Raw genomic sequence first — 17,110 nt, 5'->3', positions numbered from 1 at the left:
AGGGTGGAGGCAGTGTCAGAGGCCGAGCTCGCTCAACAGCTTCGGCCATTTGTGCGCCCACGGGCGCGCCTGTTCGAAGGCGCCGGAGGCGGCGAGCACGGTCCGATCCGCCAGATGGCGGCCGATGATCTGCATGCCGACAGGAAGACCCGTGTTGGTGAAGCCCGCGGGGATCGTCGCGGCGGGCTGGCCGGTGAGGTTGCAGATGAAGGTGAAGCAGAGCCAGTCGCCGGTCGTGACCATCTTGTCTTCGATGATCTCTGGCCCCTGCATGTAGAGCGGAAAGGCCGGCACCGCGAGCGTCGGCGTGATCAGGAGATCGTAGTTGGCCATGAACCGCCACATGCGGTTGCAGACCATCTGGCGGATCATCTTGGCATCGGTGAACTCCTCCGCCGTCCACTGCCGCTGCAACAGCGCCACGAGATGCGGCGACATCTCCTTCTCGCGCCCCTTCATCATCCGGCGCATGCCGGTGAGATCGGTGTCGCCGGCGACGATGGTCCAGAAATGCGGAAACGGATCGTCCCAGCCCGGATTGGCGCGCTCGACCGTGCAGCCGAGATCGGTCTCGAATACGCGCACCGCCTCGGAGACGACGCGCCGGACCTCCGGGTCGACCGGCGCATAGCCCCAGTCCTCGCTGTAGGCGATGCGGAGACCCTTGATGCTCTCCTTGGTGGCCTCGACGTAGTCGAAATCGGCTGATGGAATCGAATAGCGATCGCGCGGATCGGGTCCCGTGATCACCTTGAGCATCAGCGCCGAGTCGGCCACGGTACGGCTCATCGGGCCGACATGTTCGAGCGATTCCCAGCTCGACACGCCGGGATAGCGCTCGTCCCGGCAGCCCGGATACAGCGGCACGCGGCCCATCGAAGCCTTGATGCCGTAGAGGCCGCACAGCGCCGAGGGAATGCGGATCGAGCCGCCGCCGTCGGAGCCGATCGCGAACGGCGCGACACCTGACGCGACGGAGGCACCGGAGCCGGCGCTCGATCCGCCCGACGTCATGTCGAGATTCCACGGATTGCGGGTCGCCGGAAACACCGGATTGTGGCCGACGCCGCTGTAGCCGAACTCCGGCACATTGGTCTTGCCGATGATGACGGCGCCAGCGGCCTTGAGGCGCTCCACGACGATGTCGTCCTCATCCGGCACGAAGTCGCGGTAGAGCGGCGACCCCATCACCGTGAGGATGTCCTTGGTCGCAACCAGATCCTTGATGCCGATCGGCACGCCCGCGAGCAGGCCGGGATCTTCCCCGGCCGCGATCTTGGCGTCGACGGCGGCAGCCGCCGCGCGCGCGACCTCGGGCGTCGGCGTGCAGAAGGCATGGATGTGCGGCTCGAGCCTGTCCATGCGGCGCAGGACCGCCTCGGTGACCTCCGTGGCCGACAGCGTCTTGTCCTTGACCTTCGCCGCCACTGTGACGGCATCCATGCGGCAGATTTCGTTGTCAGCGCTCATCGTTTCCTCCAGCGGGTGAAACAGCGAAGTGGCAGGCGGCGAAATGATCCGGACCTGTCGCGCGGAGCGGCGGCATAAGCTTCGCGCAGATGTCGGCTGCTTTCGGACAGCGTCCGTAGAAGCGGCAGACATTGGGATCGGGATTGATGGGGCTGGCCGGGCTGCCGTCGAGCCGCGGCCGCGCTTCACCGCGCCGCGCGGGATCGGGGATCGCGGCGACCAGCGCCTGCGTGTAGGGGTGGCTTGGTGCGGTGAACAGCGCCTCGGCCGGCGCAATCTCGACGATCTTGCCGAGATACATCACGACCACGCGCGAGCACAGCAGCCGGACGACGTTGAGATCATGCGACACGAACAGATAGCTCATCGACAGCCGCGCACGCAGGTCGGCGAGCAGCCGCAGGATCACGGCCTGCACGGACACGTCGAGCGCCGAGGTCGGCTCGTCTAGGATCAGCAGCGAGGGCTCGACCGCGACCGCGCGCGCGATGCCGACGCGCGCGCGCTGGCCGCCCGAGAGCTGATGCGGGTAGCGCTGCAGCAGCTCGTCCGGCAGCCCGACAAGCGCGGCGGTGGCCTGAACGCGGCGCGCGATCTCGGCGCTGTCGGTGATGCCGAGCAGCCGCTTCAGCGGATCGGCGATTGCCTGGAACACGCGGAACGACGGATTGAGGCTCTCGGTCGCGTCCTGGAACACGACCTGGATGCGCCGCCGGCTCGGCGACGCCGCGAATTTCGTCTGCGTGATCGCGGTGAGATCCTCGCCGTCCATCAGGACATGGCCTGCGGTGGGATCGATGAGACGGCCGAGCAGGCGCACCATCGTCGACTTGCCGCAGCCGGATTCACCGACGAGGCCGACGCTTTCTCCGGCTGAGATCGTCAGGCTGACGTCGTCGACGGCGTGGAGCTTCGCCCCCTTCCCCGCCCGCTTGATCGGGTACAGCTTGGATAGCGAGGTGACCTCGAGCAGCGGCGTCATGACAGCGGAAACCGGCAGCGGACGAGATGCTGGGGTGATAAATTGGTCCAAGGCAGCTCCGCTTCGTCGCAGATCGGCTGCCTCAGTTCGCAGCGTCCGCTGAACCTGCACGGCGGCAGCGCGCCGCGCAGATCGGGCAGATGGCCGGGAATGGCATTGAGGTCGTCGAGGCGCGACTCCGGCACCGGCGTCGCTGCCAGCAGCCGGCGCGTATAGGGATGCGCCGGACGCTCCAGCAGTTGTTCGGTTGGTGCGATCTCGACGATGTGGCCGGCATGCATGACCGCGATCCGGTCGCAATATTCGCCGGCCAGCCCGAGATCATGGGTGATCAGCAAGGTCGACATCTGGGTCGCCCGGCTCATCTCCCGGATCAGGTCCATGATGACAGCCTGGGTCGTCACATCGAGCCCAGTGGTCGGCTCGTCCGCGATCAGCACCGAGGGCGTGCAGGCCAGCGCCATCGCGATCATCACGCGCTGGCACATGCCGCCCGAGAGCTCGAACGGATAAGCCTCCGCGCGGCGTTCGGGATCGGGAATGCGCACGCGCGCGAGTGCGGATATCGCCGCCTTCTTCAGCTCGCGCCGCGGCAGCGCGGCGTGCTCCTGCAGGACGTCCTCGATCTGCTTGCCGACCTTGCGGATCGGATTGAGCGCGGTGCGCGGGCTCTGGAAAATCATCGCCATCTCGCGTCCACGCAGTTCGCGCATCGCCTCGGGGCGCGCGGCGAGCAGATCGATGCCGCCCATCGTGATCGCGCCCTTGGTGATGCGCGCGGCGGCATCGTTGAGACCCATCACAGTGTAGGCGGTGACGGATTTGCCGGAGCCGCTTTCGCCGACGACGCCGACGATCTCGCCGCGCGACACCGACAGGCTGACGGCATCCAGCGCCCTCACCACGCCGTGACGGGTGCGGAACTCCACCGAGAGATTGTCGATCTCGAGCTGCGCCATCACACACGCTTTCTCGGATCGAGCAGATCGCGCAGCCCGTCACCCAGCATGTTGAAGGAGAACACCGCGAGCACGAGCGCCGCGCCCGGGAACATGAACGCCCACCACTCACCCGAAATGATGTAGCTCGCGCCTTCCGACACCATGATGCCCCATTCCGGCGTCGGCGGGCGGACACCGAGCCCGATGAAGGACAGGCCGGCGGCATTGAGGATCGCCCATCCCATGTTGAGCGAGGCCTGCACCATCATCGGCGGCAGGATGTTCGGGACGATATGATTGACCAGGACGCGCAGCGGCCCGTTGCCGCCCATGCGCGCCGCCTCGACATAGCCGAGCTCGCGCCGCACGTTCACCTCAGCGCGGGCGAAGCGGCAGTAGAACGGCAGGTTGATGATCATGGTGGCGATGATGATGTTGGCGACGCTGTTGCCGAGCGCCACCACGATGCCCATCGCGAGCACGAACAGCGGGAACGCCATGATGGTGTCCATCGCCCGGCCAATGATGCGATCGGTCCAGCCGCCGAAATAGCCGGCGAGCGCGCCGAGCGCGAGGCCGACCACGAACGACAGCGCCACTGCCGACACCGCCATGCCGAGATCAAGCCGGGTTGCAACGATGACTCGGCTCAGGATGTCGCGTCCGAGCGCATCGGTGCCGAACGGATGCATGAGGCTCGGGCGCGCGAGCTTGGTCGTCGCCGAGGTGAGCAGAGGATCGTACGGCGCGATGGAGGGACCGAAGATCGCGCACAGCGTCAGCAGTGCCAGGATGATCGCGGCGACCAATGTCAGGCGGTTTTCGCCGAACGCGTAACCGGTGTTGCGGGCGAGCGTGACGAGACCCATCGCTCAGCCCTCGAACCGGACGCGGGGATCGACCAGCGTTGCGAACACGTCGACCGCGAGATTGAGCAGCACGTAGAGCACGGCCATCATCAGCACGAAGCCCTGCACCGCCGCGTAGTCGGAAGCGATCACGGCGGCCACCGCATAGGCGCCGACGCCCTGCCAGCCGAACACCTGCTCGATCAGCACGTTGGAGCCGATCAGGAAGGAGAACACCATGCCGAGCACGCTCGACACCGGCAGCAGCACATTGCGGAAGGCGTAGGCCATCAGGATCTTGCGTACCGGGAGGCCGCTGGCCCGCGCGGTGCGGATGAAATCGCTGCTCAGCGCCTCCAGCATCGCGGCCCGCGTGATCCGCGCGATCGGCGCCAGTGCGAACAGGCCGAGCGAAATCGCCGGCAGGATCAGCTGCGCCAACGCCGCGCGTAACACCGGCCAGTCGCCCGCGATGGCGGCGTCGATCGTGTAGGCCCCGGTGACGCGGGGCGGCGGCGAGAAGGCAATCTCGTCGAGCCGGCCGAGCGGCTGCGGCGCCCAGCCGAGCAGGAAGTAGAAGATGTAGACGAACAGCAGACCGACGAAGAAGGTCGGAAAGGCCGCGCTGACGGTGACCAGCGCGCGACAGGCATGGTCGACGCCGCCATTGATGCGAGTCGCCGCCCACACGCCAATCGGAATCGCGATACCGATCGCGAACAGCAGCGCGAAGGATGACAATTCAAGCGATGCGGGCAAGCGTTCGAGCAGATCGGTCAGCACCGGCTGACCAGTCGTGAGCGAACGGCCGAGATTGCCGTGCGCGAGGTCGGCGATGTAGCTCACGAACTGCACCGGCAACGGACGGTCGAGACCCAGCGTGGCGCGGATGCTCGCGATCGAGGCGGCGTTGGCCGCCGGGCCGGCGAAGAAGGCAGCGGGATCTCCGGGCAGCGCGCGCGAAATGAAGAACGTGAGAACGACGACGCCCACTAGGCTCGGGATGGTGCCGAGCAGTCGCTTCCAAACGAAAGCCATCAGCGGTTCGCCTGCCATCATTCGCTGCCGCGACGGCTTGCGTCGTGCGCTTCAGCGGGTGAGGCCCCATCGACAGTCGGATGCAGCCCAGGGGCGGCCAGCATGCATCACAGTCATGTTGGTGCGAAGCAAGCGCTATGCCACGGTCGTCGCAGCCCCCTTGAAATGCAGTAGACGCGGAACCACTCGTGGTTTCGCCTCGATTGTCTCCGAAGTGAGGTTGCGGAACTCCCTGGGTTCCAGGCCCTCTGCATCTGTTCTCGCCACATGCATGAAATTCATGCAGACGCTCAGGCAGGCGTGAGGCACCGCCCGCCTCGACAACGAGCCGCTAGTGGACCTGCGGAGTGTTGACCCAGATGATCCGCGCCTCGTCGGGGCCGACGTTGCGATAGCTGTTGGTCAGATACGCCTTGAAGAAAAACGAATCCCCGGCGGTCATCAGATAGGTGGTGTCGTCGATCGTGAGTTCGAGCGTTCCCGACACGAGATAGCCAACGGCCTCTCCCTGATGGGTGATGAGGTCGACCTTCTCGCCGCCGGGCGCGACGACATGAATGTTCGCCTCCAGCAGATTCCCTGCTGCCACCGGCACCAGACGCTCGTAAACGACGCCTTTTCCGCCACGCAGCGCATCGACAGGCACCTTAAGCCGGTCCTCGGGCTTCTGCACCAGCTTGTAGTCATCGACCCTCAGACCGAAAAACGACGCCATGTCGCGGTCGAGCGCGCGGACCATCTTGTCGAGCATCGGCAGCGACGGCATGACCTTGCCGGCCTCGATCTTCGAGATCATGCTCTCGTCGCAGCCAACAACCTGTGCCAAGTCGCGCATGCGCAGCCCCTTGGACAGCCGGGCGCGCCTGAGCCGCAGACCGATATTCAATGTGCCGTTGTCTGAACTCACGTGGCTGCTCCTCGCAAATTCCACGCGAAAACATATGCATAACAATCACGTGATTTACCAGCATGTCATGAGGGCAGGCCTCAAATGGCGGACAAGGACGGTCTCCAGAGATCGTCCATCGCACGCGAAGGAGAGACGTGGGCCAGTTGCAGAACCGTTGGCGGTCATTGTTCGGATGCGGGATTTCGCGCCATGCGACGTCCAATGCACCGGAGGCGCACTCAGGCAAGTCGCTGTGGCTCGGTCCGGTCGGCAGCCACCAGCTTTGCATTAGCGGCCTGGAGCCCGACGCCGCTCACGCCGGTCTTCAACATCGCAACGACCAGCGCGACGATGCCATCAGCGGCCTCGGTGATCGCAAGGCCCCCGGCTCTGATGTTCGAGATGCAGTTGCGGCGGGAATCCGGCGTCCCGACCTGCGGCCGACACGTCAAATAGGCGCCGAGGCTATCTGCCGCGGACAATCCGGGCCGCTCCCCGATCAGCATGATCGCAACGCGGGCCTGCAGCAATTCGCCGATCGGGTCGGCCAGGGCGACGCGCGCCTGCGCGGCCAGGATCACACCGGCGATGGAGATGGACGCAGCTTCGAGACGCTGCAGCAGTGCTTGCGTCAGCGGAGCTCCATTGGCCGCAACGGCGCTGGCCGACAATCCGTCCCCAAGGACGATCACGACGTCGCGCCCACGCGGCAGCGCTGCAAGATCAGGCACGGACTCGGCAGACAGCTTGCGCCCGAGATCAGGACGCCGGACAAACATTTCGCGCGTGGTCGCCATGCTGCCCGCCTCGGCAATCCCAACGTTCACGTCTCCGAGCTGACGACGCAAGACGACCCGGTCGACCTCCGACCACACCGCCTGCCGTGCCCGTGCGTGATCGAGCTGGAACGATTGCACGGCGCGGGTCGGAAGTCCGGCGCCGAAACGGCCCAACAGCACCCGCGCCTGCGTCATCTGCCGGAGATCGGGCAAGCGGCTGGCCGGCTGGTCGCGGTCGAGGTCACCCATGGGCCACTCCCAGCAACGGAACACTGGCCATGCCGTCGATGAGTGCCGGCGGCGGCGGCAGCAAGCGGCCGGAGCGATCGGTCAGGCCGACGTCAACGAGCCATTGCGCGAATTCCGGTGCAGGCGGCCGGCCCAGCGTTTCGCGGCAGAAGACCGCATCATGATGCGCGAGCGACTGGTAGTTCAGCATCACGTCGTCGGCGCCGGGCACCGTGATGACGAAATTGACGTTGGCGGCGCAGAGCAGCGTCAACAGCGTGTCCATGTCGTCCTGGTCCGCATCGGCATGGTTCGTGTAGCAGACGTCGACTCCCATCGGCAGGCCGAGCAGCTTGCCGCAGAAATGGTCCTCCAGGCCGGCGCGGATGATCTGCTTGCCGTTGAAAAGATATTCGGGCCCGATGAAGCCGACGACGGTATTCACCAGCAATGGCCTGAACTCGCGCGCAACCGCGTAGGCGCGTGCCTCCATGGTCTGCTGATCGACTCCGAAATGCGCGTCCGCCGACAGCGCTGCGCCCTGCCCGGTCTCGAAATACATCAGGTTCGCATCGGGTTGACCGCGCCCCAGCGACCGCGCCGCGTCGTGGGCCTCTTCGAGCAGCGCCAGCGTGATGCCAAATCCCTCGTTCGCTTTCTGCGATCCGGCAATCGACTGGAACACCAGATCGACCGGAGCCCCCGCGGACATCGCAGCGATCGCCGTGGTGACGTGCCCCAGGCAACAGGTCTGGGTCGGGACCGCAAGTCGCGTCCTGAGATCGTCGAGCAACTCCACGATGCGGATGTAGTCGGACAATCCGTCCGTCGCCGGATTGACGCCGATCACCGCGTCACCCGATCCCATCAACAGTCCGTCGATCGCCGAGGCGGCAATGCCACGGGAGTCGTCGGTCGGGTGGTTCGGCTGATTGCGGGTCGAGAGACGGCCGGCGAGACCGATGGTCGAGCGAAACCGCGTCACGACCTGGCGCTTGGCCGCCACGGCGACGAGATCCTGCAGCCGCATGATCTTCGAAACGGCAGCGACCATCTCGGGCGTCAGCCCGAACGTGACGGCCTCGAGCTCGGCCTGCGCCGTTTCCGGCTTGAGCAGCCATTCGCGGAACTCACCCACGGTCTGAGAGCTGACGGCCGCGAATGCCGCGGCGTCATGCTGCTTTGCGATAAGCCGAGACACCTCGTCGTCATCAGAGGGAATGAGCTCCTCGGCCAGGAAAGCTTTCAACGGCAAGTCGGCCAAGGCCATTTGCGCAGCCAGGCGTTCGGCCGGACCGTCGGCAGCGATGCCGGCCAATTCGTCGCCGGACCTCTGCGGTGTCGCCTTGGCCATCAGCTCCTTCAAATCCGCGAAGCGATAGACCGTGCGCTCGATCGTCGTCGAATACGCCATCCGCCTGTCACCCTCTGATGATGGCGAGCGCTTCGTCATGCAGCGCCGGTGTCGCCGATGCGAGCACATGGCCACTCGACTCCACCGACAGCGGCGCGCCGTTCCAGTCGGTGATCCTGCCGCCGGCCGCCTCGAGGATCGGCACCAGCGCCATGTAGTCGTAAGGCTGCAGCCCGGTCTCCAGGATCAGATCGCAATGGCCCGAGGCGAGAAGACCGTAGATGTAGCAATCACCGCCGAAGCGCCGCATCTGCGCGGCGTTGGAGAGCCGCTCGAACCGATCCAGATCCGCATCGACGAACGTGTCGGGAGACGTGGTGTAGAACCGAGCATCCGCCACGCGCCGGCAATCGCGGGTGCGCGCCCGCGCTCCGCCATAGGTGGTGAGACCCGGGCGCCCGATCCATCGCTCTCCCGTCGCGGGAATGTCGATCAGGCCGCAGAACGGCCGGCGATCACAGGTCAGCCCGATCAGCGTGCCAAACAGCGGAAAGCCGGTGATGAAGCTCTTGGTGCCGTCGATGGGATCGATCACCCAGGTAAAGGCGTCTCCCTGCTTCACGCCCATCTCCTCGCCATAGATCCCGTGGGAAGGATAGCGCGCCGAGATCCGCTCCCGCAGCCGCGCCTCGATCAGGCGATCGGCAACCGTCACCGGACTGTCATCCGACTTGGCCGTGAACTCGATGGCCGTCCGGAAATACGACAAGGCGATCGGGCGGACCTCATCGGCGAGCTCGGCTGCGAACGAGAGATAGGCGTCGGCCTGCTCAGTCGCGATATTGGACACGAGCATCAGAGCGCCTTGAGAAACAGCGGCCAGCGCGGATCGTGGATGATGGAACGTGCCCGCATGTGCTTCCAAATTCCGTATTTGTAGAAATCGAAATCGAGCGTGGAAATCCGGTTCTGCACCATCGCCCAGGTGCTCCATTTGATGTCGGCCAGGGCCTTGTGAACGATGAAGCGCGCATGCGCGCGCATGTCGTAGCGTCCGAAATATTCCTCGATGATCTCGCGTTCGACCTCCTCGGAGAAGAAATGCTCGCCGGCCCAGATCGCGAGGTCGTAGAGGCGGTCATTGTTGGAGGCGTATTCGAAATCAATCAGCATGATCGACTTGTCCGCGCCGAGCAGGAAATTGCCGGGCATCGGATCGTTGAAGCATGGCACGAGGTCGAGCCCGGCCGCCTCGAGCGCCGTCCGCGCCTGCCGATATTGCCAGGTCAGCCAGGCGTGATCTTCCGGCAGAAATCCTTCGAGCTGGCGGACCTGTTCGTCATGCTCATCGATCATGTCGAACACGGTCTTGGTCAGCGGCAAGCGCGGCGCCTCGTGAAACAGGCGATACAGCCGGACGGTCTCGGCGCGGACCGCCGGATCGACGAAATCCGCATGGGTGGACGGCCGCCGGTCGGCCACGAACTCGGCGATCTCGATTCCCTCGTCGTCGAGATAGTCGAACGTCCTCGGACCGACGCCGATCGTCTCCGCCTGGCGGCTCGCGGCGCGGGCGGCCTTCCGGTCGATGAACATCTCGGTGCCCCGGCCGGGAATCTTGACAAAGAAATCGTGCGAGGCGCCCTCGACCGCGATCCGGAAGTTCGTGTTGCTGATGCCGCCGGACACCGGACGATAGCGGATCTGTCCCTTCCAGGCGTCGACCTTGACGATGGCGGCTTCGAGCAAGCCCTCCGCCTCGTTACCGGCCATTCCCAATTGTTTCATGACCACGTCCCCTAGATCGTGCGCAGGAACTCTTCGAAGCCCGGTCTGCCGAGCAACATGCGGCAGCGCAGGAAGCGCCACGCGGCATATTTGAGGAACTCGACGCCTTGCAATGGCGAGCGAGAGGCCAGCAGCAGGCTGCGCAGCGCCCAGTAGAAATCGTCCGCAGCGGCATAGAGCCGGCAGCGACTGAAGGCGCTGTCAGTGAAGCGCCCGTCATGCATTTCGAGCAGCCGCTTCATCTGGCTCTCGAACTGATACAGCTCGTTCATCTGGACACCGAGCTGATAGTAGGGATCGATGTCGCCGGCCATGTCGAAATCGACCAGCACCATCTCGCCATTGGGGCCGAGCATCAGGTTGGAGGAATGCGGATCGCCGTGCGCCGGCTGGCGGTCGACGCCCGCGGCATCGATCGCCTCGGCCATCTTGCTCATCCATCCCCTCATCCAGTCGATGTCTCCCGGCAGGGGGACATCGGCCGCCGGCAGCAACGACCAGATGGCGGAGATGCCGTCGAAAACGGACCAGGGCCTTCCGAATGGCGCGCCGGACGCGATGGTCTTCTGCATGGCGACGAGACGCGCGGCTTTCTCGGGGGCGATGAGGTCGTCGATCTTCGCTACCTTCCAGCCCTCCCCCAGGCGCTCCAGCAGCAGACTGCAGCTCGCGGCATCGGCTGCGATCACGGCCGGAGCCAGCCCGAGACTTGCCACGTGCCGGGCTGCGGCCACAGCAACGGCGCTGTCGACCAGCTCGGCGACCTCGGCTGCACCGAGGCGGAGAAACAGGGTCATCTCCGTCCCGTCGCGCGCGACGTCAAAGCTCGTCGATTCCACGGCCTGGTAGGACGGCGACGCCACCGGAAACACGGCCGCGGCGTAGCCGAGCCGGCCGGCATCCGCAGGCAGCAGAGTCGCAAGAGCGCGTTCGGCGCGAAGCTCATCGGCAGTTTCGGCCTGGCCGATCCGTTTCATGCGTCAGCCTCCGATGCGATGCTCTTCAGGCCGTCACGCGCGATCGCGTAAAGCATGTCCGCGAGAATCTGCGTGCTCACGGCATGATCCTCCGGACTGGTGTATTCGGTGGGATGGTGGATGACGCCGTCCTTCGAGCGGACAGCCATCACGATCGACGGGCAGACCGTGGACATCGCCACAGCGTCATGGCCGCCGATCGTATCGAGATGACGGGCCGTCTCGCCGCGCTGCGCCGCCACGCGCTCGGCGAGCGCGATCAGCCCCGGCGCAAAGCCGCCGGCGCGGCGCCGGTCGATGGAGCGAACCTCGTAGCCGACGGCAGCCCTTTGCGCTGCGACCTCGATCCGGGCCTTCATCTTCTCCTCAGCCTCGGCGAGCACGTCCGGCGAGCCGGAGCGCAGCTCGATGAACAGCACGGCTTCAGCGGGCACGGTGTTCGGCGAGTTCGGATGAACCTCGAGCCGGCCGACCGAGGTGTGGAGATCGAGGCCGTGATCGTTCGCCAACTGCCTGAGATCGGCCATCAGATAGGCAGCCGCGAGCAAGGCGTCCTTGCGCTGCGCCATCGGCGTCGGCCCGGTGTGGGCCTGCTCGCCCAGGAAGGCCAGGCGGTACTTGGTCGCGCCCCAGAAGCGCGTGAAGACTCCGAACCTTTCGTGGGCGCCGAACAGCTTGTCATCGCCCTCGATATGCAGCTCAATCAGCGCATCCGGACGTTCGACCTTGGCCGTGCCGGCATAGCCGATCTCCGCGAGAGACTGACGGACCGTCATGCCATCGCCGTCCGCCCGGTCGAGCGCCCAGTCGAGCTCGATCGCGCCGGCGAAGACGCTGCTGCCAAGCAGGCTCGGCTGGAAGCGAGCCCCCTCCTCGTTGGTCCAGTTCACGACCTGAAAGTTGCAGGCGGCGAGCCGGCCCTCCGCCTCCATCCGCTCGGCGACAGCCAGCACGGCTTCGCAGGCCGAGACGACCCCGAGCGCGCCGTCGAATCGTCCGCCGTTCGGCTGGCTGTCGAGGTGAGAGCCGACCATGACCGTCGGCGCATTGCCGCCGGCGAGCGGCAACTTTCCGAACTGATTGCCGATCGGATCGATCTGCTGCTCGAACCCGTGATCTTTGAACCACGATGAAAGCCAGTCGCGCGCCTGCCCGTCGATCTTCGACAGTGTGAGCCGTGTCATCGCCCCGTTCGGCTTGCCGCCGAACGTCGAGACCTGCTCCATCATGGCCTTCAGGCGCGACGGATTGATCGGAGCATTGGGAAGATGAGCGTCAGGCATAGATCACGTCCACTTTCAATTGACGGAACTGGTCGGCGAACTCCGCGGCGAGAGGCGCGGCAGTGATGACGGCATCGAGGTCACCAAGTCCGAATGTGTGGATCGAACCGAGTCGGCCGAACTTGGAGCTGTCGGCGACGATGACCGACCGCTTGGCCTGGGCACGCGCGGCACGACGCATGATGGCTTCGTCCTCGCCGTAGTCCATGAAGCCGCGCTGGGCGTGAACGGCACTGATGGCGATGATCGCGAGATCGAAAAAATGTTCCTTGATGGCGGCAACGGCCTCGGGACCGAAGGTCGCCTGGTAGACCGGCTGGAGCCGGCCGCCCAGCACGCGCACGTTCGCCGATCCCTGATAGAAGAAGTGCGACGCGACCGCGAGCGAGTTGGTGACGATGGTGAGGTCCTTGCGCGCCTCGATGTATTTGAGGCAGGCCAGCGCCGTCGTTCCCTCGTCGATGAAGATCTTCATGCCGTCCTTGACCAGGGCGCCGGCCGCCTCGCCGATCCGCATCTTCTCGCGGCCGCCGACGCGCAGACGTTCGGCGAAGGGCTGATCGCTTTCCTGGCTTTCGAGCACGGCCCCGCCATAGACGCGGCGGGCGAAGCCTTGCGTTTCGAGCTCCCGCAGATCGCGGCGGATCGACTCGTGGCTGACCTTGAGCTGATCGACCAGATCCTTGACGTGAACGCGCTGCTTCTGCCGCAGCATGGCCCTGATCAATTCGAGCCGGCTCTCGGTGAAGCTCATGGCAAGGCCCTCTCGGCCGGCGGCATCGGCCGGGCGACGAGATGACAGGCGGCGAAGTCCTGCTCATCGCGCACGGTCAGGAACGGCTGCTCGCCGTGGCAGATCTCCATCGCGCGTGGGCAGCGTGACTTGAAGCTGCAGCCGGCGGGAATCGAGAGCGGGCTCGGCGGCTCGCCCTCCAGCAGGCAGTCCTCGGGCTTGTAGCGCTTGTCTTCGAGCGTCGGCATCGCGCTCAGCAGCGCCATCGTGTAGGGATGGCCCGGATCGAAAAACAGACGCTGATTGTCGGCAAGCTCGAACACCTCCCCGAGATACATCACCGCGACGCGGTTGCAGACCTTCCGGACCATGGCCAGATCGTGGGAGATGAAGATGTAGGTCAGGTTGTATTCCTTCTGCAACGCCTGAAACAGGTCGAGCAGCTTGAACTGCTCCGCCTGATCGAGCGCCGACAGCGTCTCATCCATGATCAGGATGGTGGGCTCGAGCACCAGCGCGCGCGCCACGTTGACGCGCTGGCGCTGGCCGGCGCTGAGGCCGAGCGGCAGCTCGTTGTACAGTTCGGCAGCGAGGCCAACCTCCGACATCACCTTCAGCACGCGCGCCCGCAGCTTCTCCTTGTCGCGCCAGCCATGCGTGCGCAGCGGCTCCTCCAGCATGCGGCCGATCGAGGTTCGCGGCGGCAGCGATCCAAACGGATCCTGCAGCACGAGCTGAAGCCTGGCGCGGAACGCCAGCAGCTCGCGTCCGCGCAGGGTCGCGATGTCCTTGCCTTCGCACAGGATCTGTCCCGCGCTCGGCAGCTCGAGCCGCGACAGCAGCCGCATCAAGGTCGACTTGCCGCATCCGGACTCGCCGACGATGGCAAAGCTGTCGCCGCGCCGGACATCGAAGGTCACGTTGCGGACGGCGCGGACGAGATTGACGCCGCCGAGGCCGCTGCGCTTCTTGACCCGGTAGGTCTGTGACGCATCGCGCAGGCTGAGCACGACTTCGCGTTCGACCGGCAGCGCCGGCACGACGCCGGTGTCGCGCCAGATCTTCGGCGTCTGCGCCACCAGCTCGCGGGTATAGGGGTGGATCGGGCTTTCGACGAGCGCCTCGGTCGCCTGCTCTTCCACGATGCGGCCGCGATCGATCACGAGGGTGCGCGAACTCGCCTCGCGCACCATCGGAAGCGAGGACGAGATGAACAGCACCGCGGTGTCGAACTGATCGGTGAGCTCCTTGATCAAGCGGATCACCTGCGCCGCCACGGTGACATCGAGCGGCTGGGTCACGTTGTCCGCGATCAGCACGGCCGGGTTGGTGACGAGGGCGTCGACGATCAGAGCGCGCTGCATCATCCCGCCGGAGAACTGCGAGGGATAATCGTCAAACCTGCTTCGCGCCGAGGGAATGCGGACCGCATCCAACAGCTCGACGACGCGATCCTCGGCCTGCCGGCGCGACACATCAGGCATGACCGCGCGCATCTTCTCGACGATCTGGGCGCCCACGGGCAGCGTCGGATCGAGCGCCCCCATCGGATTGGCCCCGACATAGGACACGCGCTGGCGCAGCGCGCGCATGTCCGTCTCCTTCATCGCGTAGATGTCGCGTCCCTCGAACAGCACCGTGCCGGAACGCCGCATCAGCGGCGGTTCGAGCCAGTTGACCGCGGCCCGCGACAGCACCGTCTTGCCGGACGCGCTGGCGCCCACCACGCCCACGATCTCCTTCGGAGCCAACGACAAAGAGACGTCGTCGAGAATGACTTTCGCAGCTTCGGACCGGCCGAGCGCAACCGTCATGTTGCGCAGTTCAAGCAGCGCCGCCATCACTCACCTCCGGCGTGAACGGTGTCGCGCGCCCGTTCGAGGGCCGCGCCCATCAGGTTGATGCTGGTCAGGGTCAGACCGAGGAACAGTCCCGGCATGGTCGCGATCCACCAGGCGTTGAGCAGGTACTTGCGACCGTCGGCAATGATGTTGCCGAAGGTCGGCGTCGGCGGCTGGACGCCGAGGCCGAGGAAGCCGAGCGTCGATTCGAAGATCATCATGCGCGCCACGTCCAGCACCGAGGAGAACAGCACCGCCGGCAGCAGCAGCGGCAACAGCAGCGTGACGATGATGCGCAGATCGGTCGATCCTCCGATCTTCGCCGCCCGGACGAACTCGCGCTGGCGTTCGGTCATGACCACGCTGCGCATCATGCGCGCATAGACCGGCCAGTTCGACATGCCGAGCACGAGAACGATGGCGGGAATGGTCGGCCGCGACACGCCGAGCACGGCGATAGCCAGGATGATCATGGGGATCGAGAGCTGGGCATCGGTGAGGCGCATGATGACGGCATCGGTGCGCCCGCCGAAATAGCCGGCGACCGTGCCGAGGGCGCAGCCGACGATCAGCATGACGATCACCGAGGCCATGCCGATCAGGAACGAGTAGCGCAGCCCGACAAGGGACCGGACCAGCATGTCGCGGCCGATCTGGTCGGTGCCGAGCGGGTGAACCCAGCTCCAGTTCGTTCCGGTGAACAGCGGCGGCAGAAGCCGCGCCTTGACGTCCATCTTGGTGGGATCGATGCCGCTCAGCTCGGGATAGAGAGCCGTCGCGAGCAACAGTGCCAGGAAGATCGCGGCCCCGACCCGAAACCCGGGCGACGCCACGGCTCTGTCGAACACGCGCCGCGCGAGCGAGCGGGACGCCAGAGGCGTCGACGAATGGGAAGATGTAATGGACATGATCGACATCGGAAGCCTTCGGGCTCAGTAGTCCAGCCGGGGGTCGATCGTCGTCGCGACGAGATCGACGATGATGTTGATCACGACGAAGATGGCGCTCGTCACGATCGCGATGCCCTGGATCAGAGGGAAGTCACGCTGCAGCACGGCGTTGATGGTGAGCAGGCCGAGCCCTGGATAATCGAAGATGTATTCGACGATGATCACGCCGCCGAGCAGGCTCGAGAACTGGATGCCGAGCAGGTTCAGCAGCGGGACCGACGCGTTTCGCATCACGTGGTTGGCGATGATGCGGGTCCGGCCAAGGCCGCGCACGCGGCCGACCGAGACATACGGCTCCGTCATCTGCGACGACACCGCGCCGACCAGCGTGCGGATCAGCACCGGCGACATCTCGACCGCGAGCACGACGGCCGGCAGAATGGTGTAGGCGAAGCCATTGTAGCCGATGGCCGGCAGCCAGCCGAGTTTCACCGACAGCAGCAGCGTCAGAACGATGCCCAGCCAGAAGTTTGGCAGCGAGATGAAGACCGACGAGACGTAGAAGGCGAGCTTGTCGGGCCATCCGCCGGGGTTGAGCCCGCCGGCGATGCCGACGAGCGCCGAGAACAGCAACGCGATCGCCAGCGTCACCGCGGCGAGCTGAAGCGTCATCGGCAGCGCCTCCAGGATCAGCGTGAGCACCTTGGCGCGCTCGCCGCGCGTGCTGTCGTTGAAGTTCGCACCGCCGGTCGCAGCCCCGTTGGCCGGACGCACGAAGGACTGCCCCAGGTCTCCCTGCAACACGGATCCCATGTAGCGGCCGAACTGCACGATGATCGGATCGCGCAGCCCCATGTCCTTGGCGATCTTCTCGATCAGTGCCTCCGGCGCCATGCCTCCGGCCATGAGCCGCACGGGATCGCCGGGAACGACGCGCAGCAGCGTGAAGATCAGCAGCGACACGAGGCCGATGATGACCACGCCCTGCGCGAGGCGACGGATCAGGAAATTCAACGTGAACATTCGCGAACCTCATCGGAGGGAGCGGGAGCCGCACCTCGCATCGAGG

Annotated in this window: 16 protein-coding genes; all 16 read right to left on the bottom strand. The window is 65.6% G+C overall.

What is annotated here, in order from left to right:
* Window positions 1-15: 15 nt before the first annotated feature.
* Entirely contained in the window at window positions 16-1,470 is a 1,455-nt protein-coding gene (locus ACQR1Y_RS06750; RefSeq protein WP_434876540.1) for an amidase, read from the bottom strand.
* Entirely contained in the window at window positions 1,460-2,452 is a 993-nt protein-coding gene (locus ACQR1Y_RS06745; protein ID WP_434876541.1) for an ABC transporter ATP-binding protein, read from the bottom strand. Before ACQR1Y_RS06745 ends, ACQR1Y_RS06750 begins: the two co-directional genes overlap by 11 nt.
* Entirely contained in the window at window positions 2,449-3,411 is a 963-nt protein-coding gene (locus ACQR1Y_RS06740; RefSeq protein ID WP_434876542.1) for an ABC transporter ATP-binding protein, read from the bottom strand. Before ACQR1Y_RS06740 ends, ACQR1Y_RS06745 begins: the two co-directional genes overlap by 4 nt.
* Complete coding sequence (locus ACQR1Y_RS06735) at window positions 3,411-4,262, bottom strand: ABC transporter permease (RefSeq protein ID WP_434876543.1); 852 nt, start codon at window positions 4,260-4,262, stop codon at window positions 3,411-3,413. Before ACQR1Y_RS06735 ends, ACQR1Y_RS06740 begins: the two co-directional genes overlap by 1 nt.
* A 3-nt stretch (window positions 4,263-4,265) precedes the next feature.
* A complete protein-coding gene (locus ACQR1Y_RS06730; RefSeq protein ID WP_434876676.1) occupies window positions 4,266-5,282 on the bottom strand; it encodes an ABC transporter permease in 1,017 nt (338 codons plus the stop codon).
* A 328-nt stretch (window positions 5,283-5,610) separates the two neighbouring features.
* Window positions 5,611-6,210 carry a cupin domain-containing protein gene (locus ACQR1Y_RS06725; protein WP_434876544.1) on the bottom strand — a complete coding sequence of 200 codons (600 nt, stop codon included), beginning with the start codon at window positions 6,208-6,210 and terminating at the stop codon, window positions 5,611-5,613.
* A 197-nt stretch (window positions 6,211-6,407) separates the two neighbouring features.
* The gene (eutC, locus tag ACQR1Y_RS06720; protein ID WP_434876545.1) at window positions 6,408-7,196 is read right to left on the bottom strand and encodes an ethanolamine ammonia-lyase subunit EutC; all 789 of its coding nucleotides are present in this window, start codon (window positions 7,194-7,196) and stop codon (window positions 6,408-6,410) included.
* Window positions 7,189-8,589 (bottom strand): ethanolamine ammonia-lyase subunit EutB, encoded by a 1,401-nt coding sequence (locus ACQR1Y_RS06715; protein WP_434876546.1) that lies wholly within the window; start codon window positions 8,587-8,589, stop codon window positions 7,189-7,191. The genes eutC and ACQR1Y_RS06715 overlap by 8 nt, the downstream gene beginning before the upstream one ends.
* A 7-nt stretch (window positions 8,590-8,596) precedes the next feature.
* A complete protein-coding gene (locus ACQR1Y_RS06710) occupies window positions 8,597-9,385 on the bottom strand; it encodes an inositol monophosphatase family protein (protein ID WP_434876547.1) in 789 nt (262 codons plus the stop codon).
* Window positions 9,385-10,317, bottom strand: coding sequence for a phosphotransferase (locus ACQR1Y_RS06705; protein WP_434876548.1), 933 nt, complete (start codon window positions 10,315-10,317; stop codon window positions 9,385-9,387). The genes ACQR1Y_RS06710 and ACQR1Y_RS06705 overlap by 1 nt, the downstream gene beginning before the upstream one ends.
* Before the next feature lie 11 nt (window positions 10,318-10,328).
* Window positions 10,329-11,294: a phosphotransferase family protein gene (locus ACQR1Y_RS06700; RefSeq protein ID WP_434876549.1), complete on the bottom strand. Its 966-nt coding sequence runs from the start codon at window positions 11,292-11,294 to the stop codon at window positions 10,329-10,331.
* Window positions 11,291-12,577 carry a Zn-dependent hydrolase gene (locus ACQR1Y_RS06695; protein ID WP_434876550.1) on the bottom strand — a complete coding sequence of 429 codons (1,287 nt, stop codon included), beginning with the start codon at window positions 12,575-12,577 and terminating at the stop codon, window positions 11,291-11,293. Before ACQR1Y_RS06695 ends, ACQR1Y_RS06700 begins: the two co-directional genes overlap by 4 nt.
* The gene (locus ACQR1Y_RS06690) at window positions 12,570-13,331 is read right to left on the bottom strand and encodes a DeoR/GlpR family DNA-binding transcription regulator (protein WP_434876551.1); all 762 of its coding nucleotides are present in this window, start codon (window positions 13,329-13,331) and stop codon (window positions 12,570-12,572) included. Before ACQR1Y_RS06690 ends, ACQR1Y_RS06695 begins: the two co-directional genes overlap by 8 nt.
* Window positions 13,328-15,151 (bottom strand): dipeptide ABC transporter ATP-binding protein, encoded by a 1,824-nt coding sequence (locus ACQR1Y_RS06685; protein WP_434876552.1) that lies wholly within the window; start codon window positions 15,149-15,151, stop codon window positions 13,328-13,330. Before ACQR1Y_RS06685 ends, ACQR1Y_RS06690 begins: the two co-directional genes overlap by 4 nt.
* Complete coding sequence (locus ACQR1Y_RS06680; protein ID WP_434861396.1) at window positions 15,151-16,059, bottom strand: ABC transporter permease; 909 nt, start codon at window positions 16,057-16,059, stop codon at window positions 15,151-15,153. The genes ACQR1Y_RS06685 and ACQR1Y_RS06680 overlap by 1 nt, the downstream gene beginning before the upstream one ends.
* 24 nt (window positions 16,060-16,083) lie before the next feature.
* Window positions 16,084-17,064, bottom strand: coding sequence for an ABC transporter permease (locus ACQR1Y_RS06675; protein WP_434861395.1), 981 nt, complete (start codon window positions 17,062-17,064; stop codon window positions 16,084-16,086).
* Between the last annotated feature and the right edge of the window lie 46 nt (window positions 17,065-17,110).

This window comes from Bradyrhizobium sp. HKCCYLRH3099, from assembly GCF_051167855.1.
Classification (GTDB): Bacteria; Pseudomonadota; Alphaproteobacteria; order Rhizobiales; family Xanthobacteraceae; genus Bradyrhizobium.
This window is presented reverse-complemented; position numbering and strand designations above follow the sequence as displayed.

Coding starts and splice junctions, on each gene's coding strand:
- ACQR1Y_RS06750 (WP_434876540.1), bottom strand. CDS start 1,470: ATGAGCGCTGACAACGAAATCTGCCGCATGGATGCCGTCACAGTGGCG.
- ACQR1Y_RS06675 (WP_434861395.1), bottom strand. CDS start 17,064: ATGTTCACGTTGAATTTCCTGATCCGTCGCCTCGCGCAGGGCGTGGTC.
- eutC (WP_434876545.1), bottom strand. CDS start 7,196: ATGGGTGACCTCGACCGCGACCAGCCGGCCAGCCGCTTGCCCGATCTC.
- ACQR1Y_RS06700 (WP_434876549.1), bottom strand. CDS start 11,294: ATGAAACGGATCGGCCAGGCCGAAACTGCCGATGAGCTTCGCGCCGAA.
- ACQR1Y_RS06715 (WP_434876546.1), bottom strand. CDS start 8,589: ATGGCGTATTCGACGACGATCGAGCGCACGGTCTATCGCTTCGCGGAT.
- ACQR1Y_RS06705 (WP_434876548.1), bottom strand. CDS start 10,317: ATGAAACAATTGGGAATGGCCGGTAACGAGGCGGAGGGCTTGCTCGAA.
- ACQR1Y_RS06740 (WP_434876542.1), bottom strand. CDS start 3,411: ATGGCGCAGCTCGAGATCGACAATCTCTCGGTGGAGTTCCGCACCCGT.
- ACQR1Y_RS06735 (WP_434876543.1), bottom strand. CDS start 4,262: ATGGGTCTCGTCACGCTCGCCCGCAACACCGGTTACGCGTTCGGCGAA.
- ACQR1Y_RS06685 (WP_434876552.1), bottom strand. CDS start 15,151: ATGGCGGCGCTGCTTGAACTGCGCAACATGACGGTTGCGCTCGGCCGG.
- ACQR1Y_RS06745 (WP_434876541.1), bottom strand. CDS start 2,452: ATGACGCCGCTGCTCGAGGTCACCTCGCTATCCAAGCTGTACCCGATC.
- ACQR1Y_RS06680 (WP_434861396.1), bottom strand. CDS start 16,059: ATGTCCATTACATCTTCCCATTCGTCGACGCCTCTGGCGTCCCGCTCG.
- ACQR1Y_RS06690 (WP_434876551.1), bottom strand. CDS start 13,331: ATGAGCTTCACCGAGAGCCGGCTCGAATTGATCAGGGCCATGCTGCGG.
- ACQR1Y_RS06710 (WP_434876547.1), bottom strand. CDS start 9,385: ATGCTCGTGTCCAATATCGCGACTGAGCAGGCCGACGCCTATCTCTCG.
- ACQR1Y_RS06695 (WP_434876550.1), bottom strand. CDS start 12,577: ATGCCTGACGCTCATCTTCCCAATGCTCCGATCAATCCGTCGCGCCTG.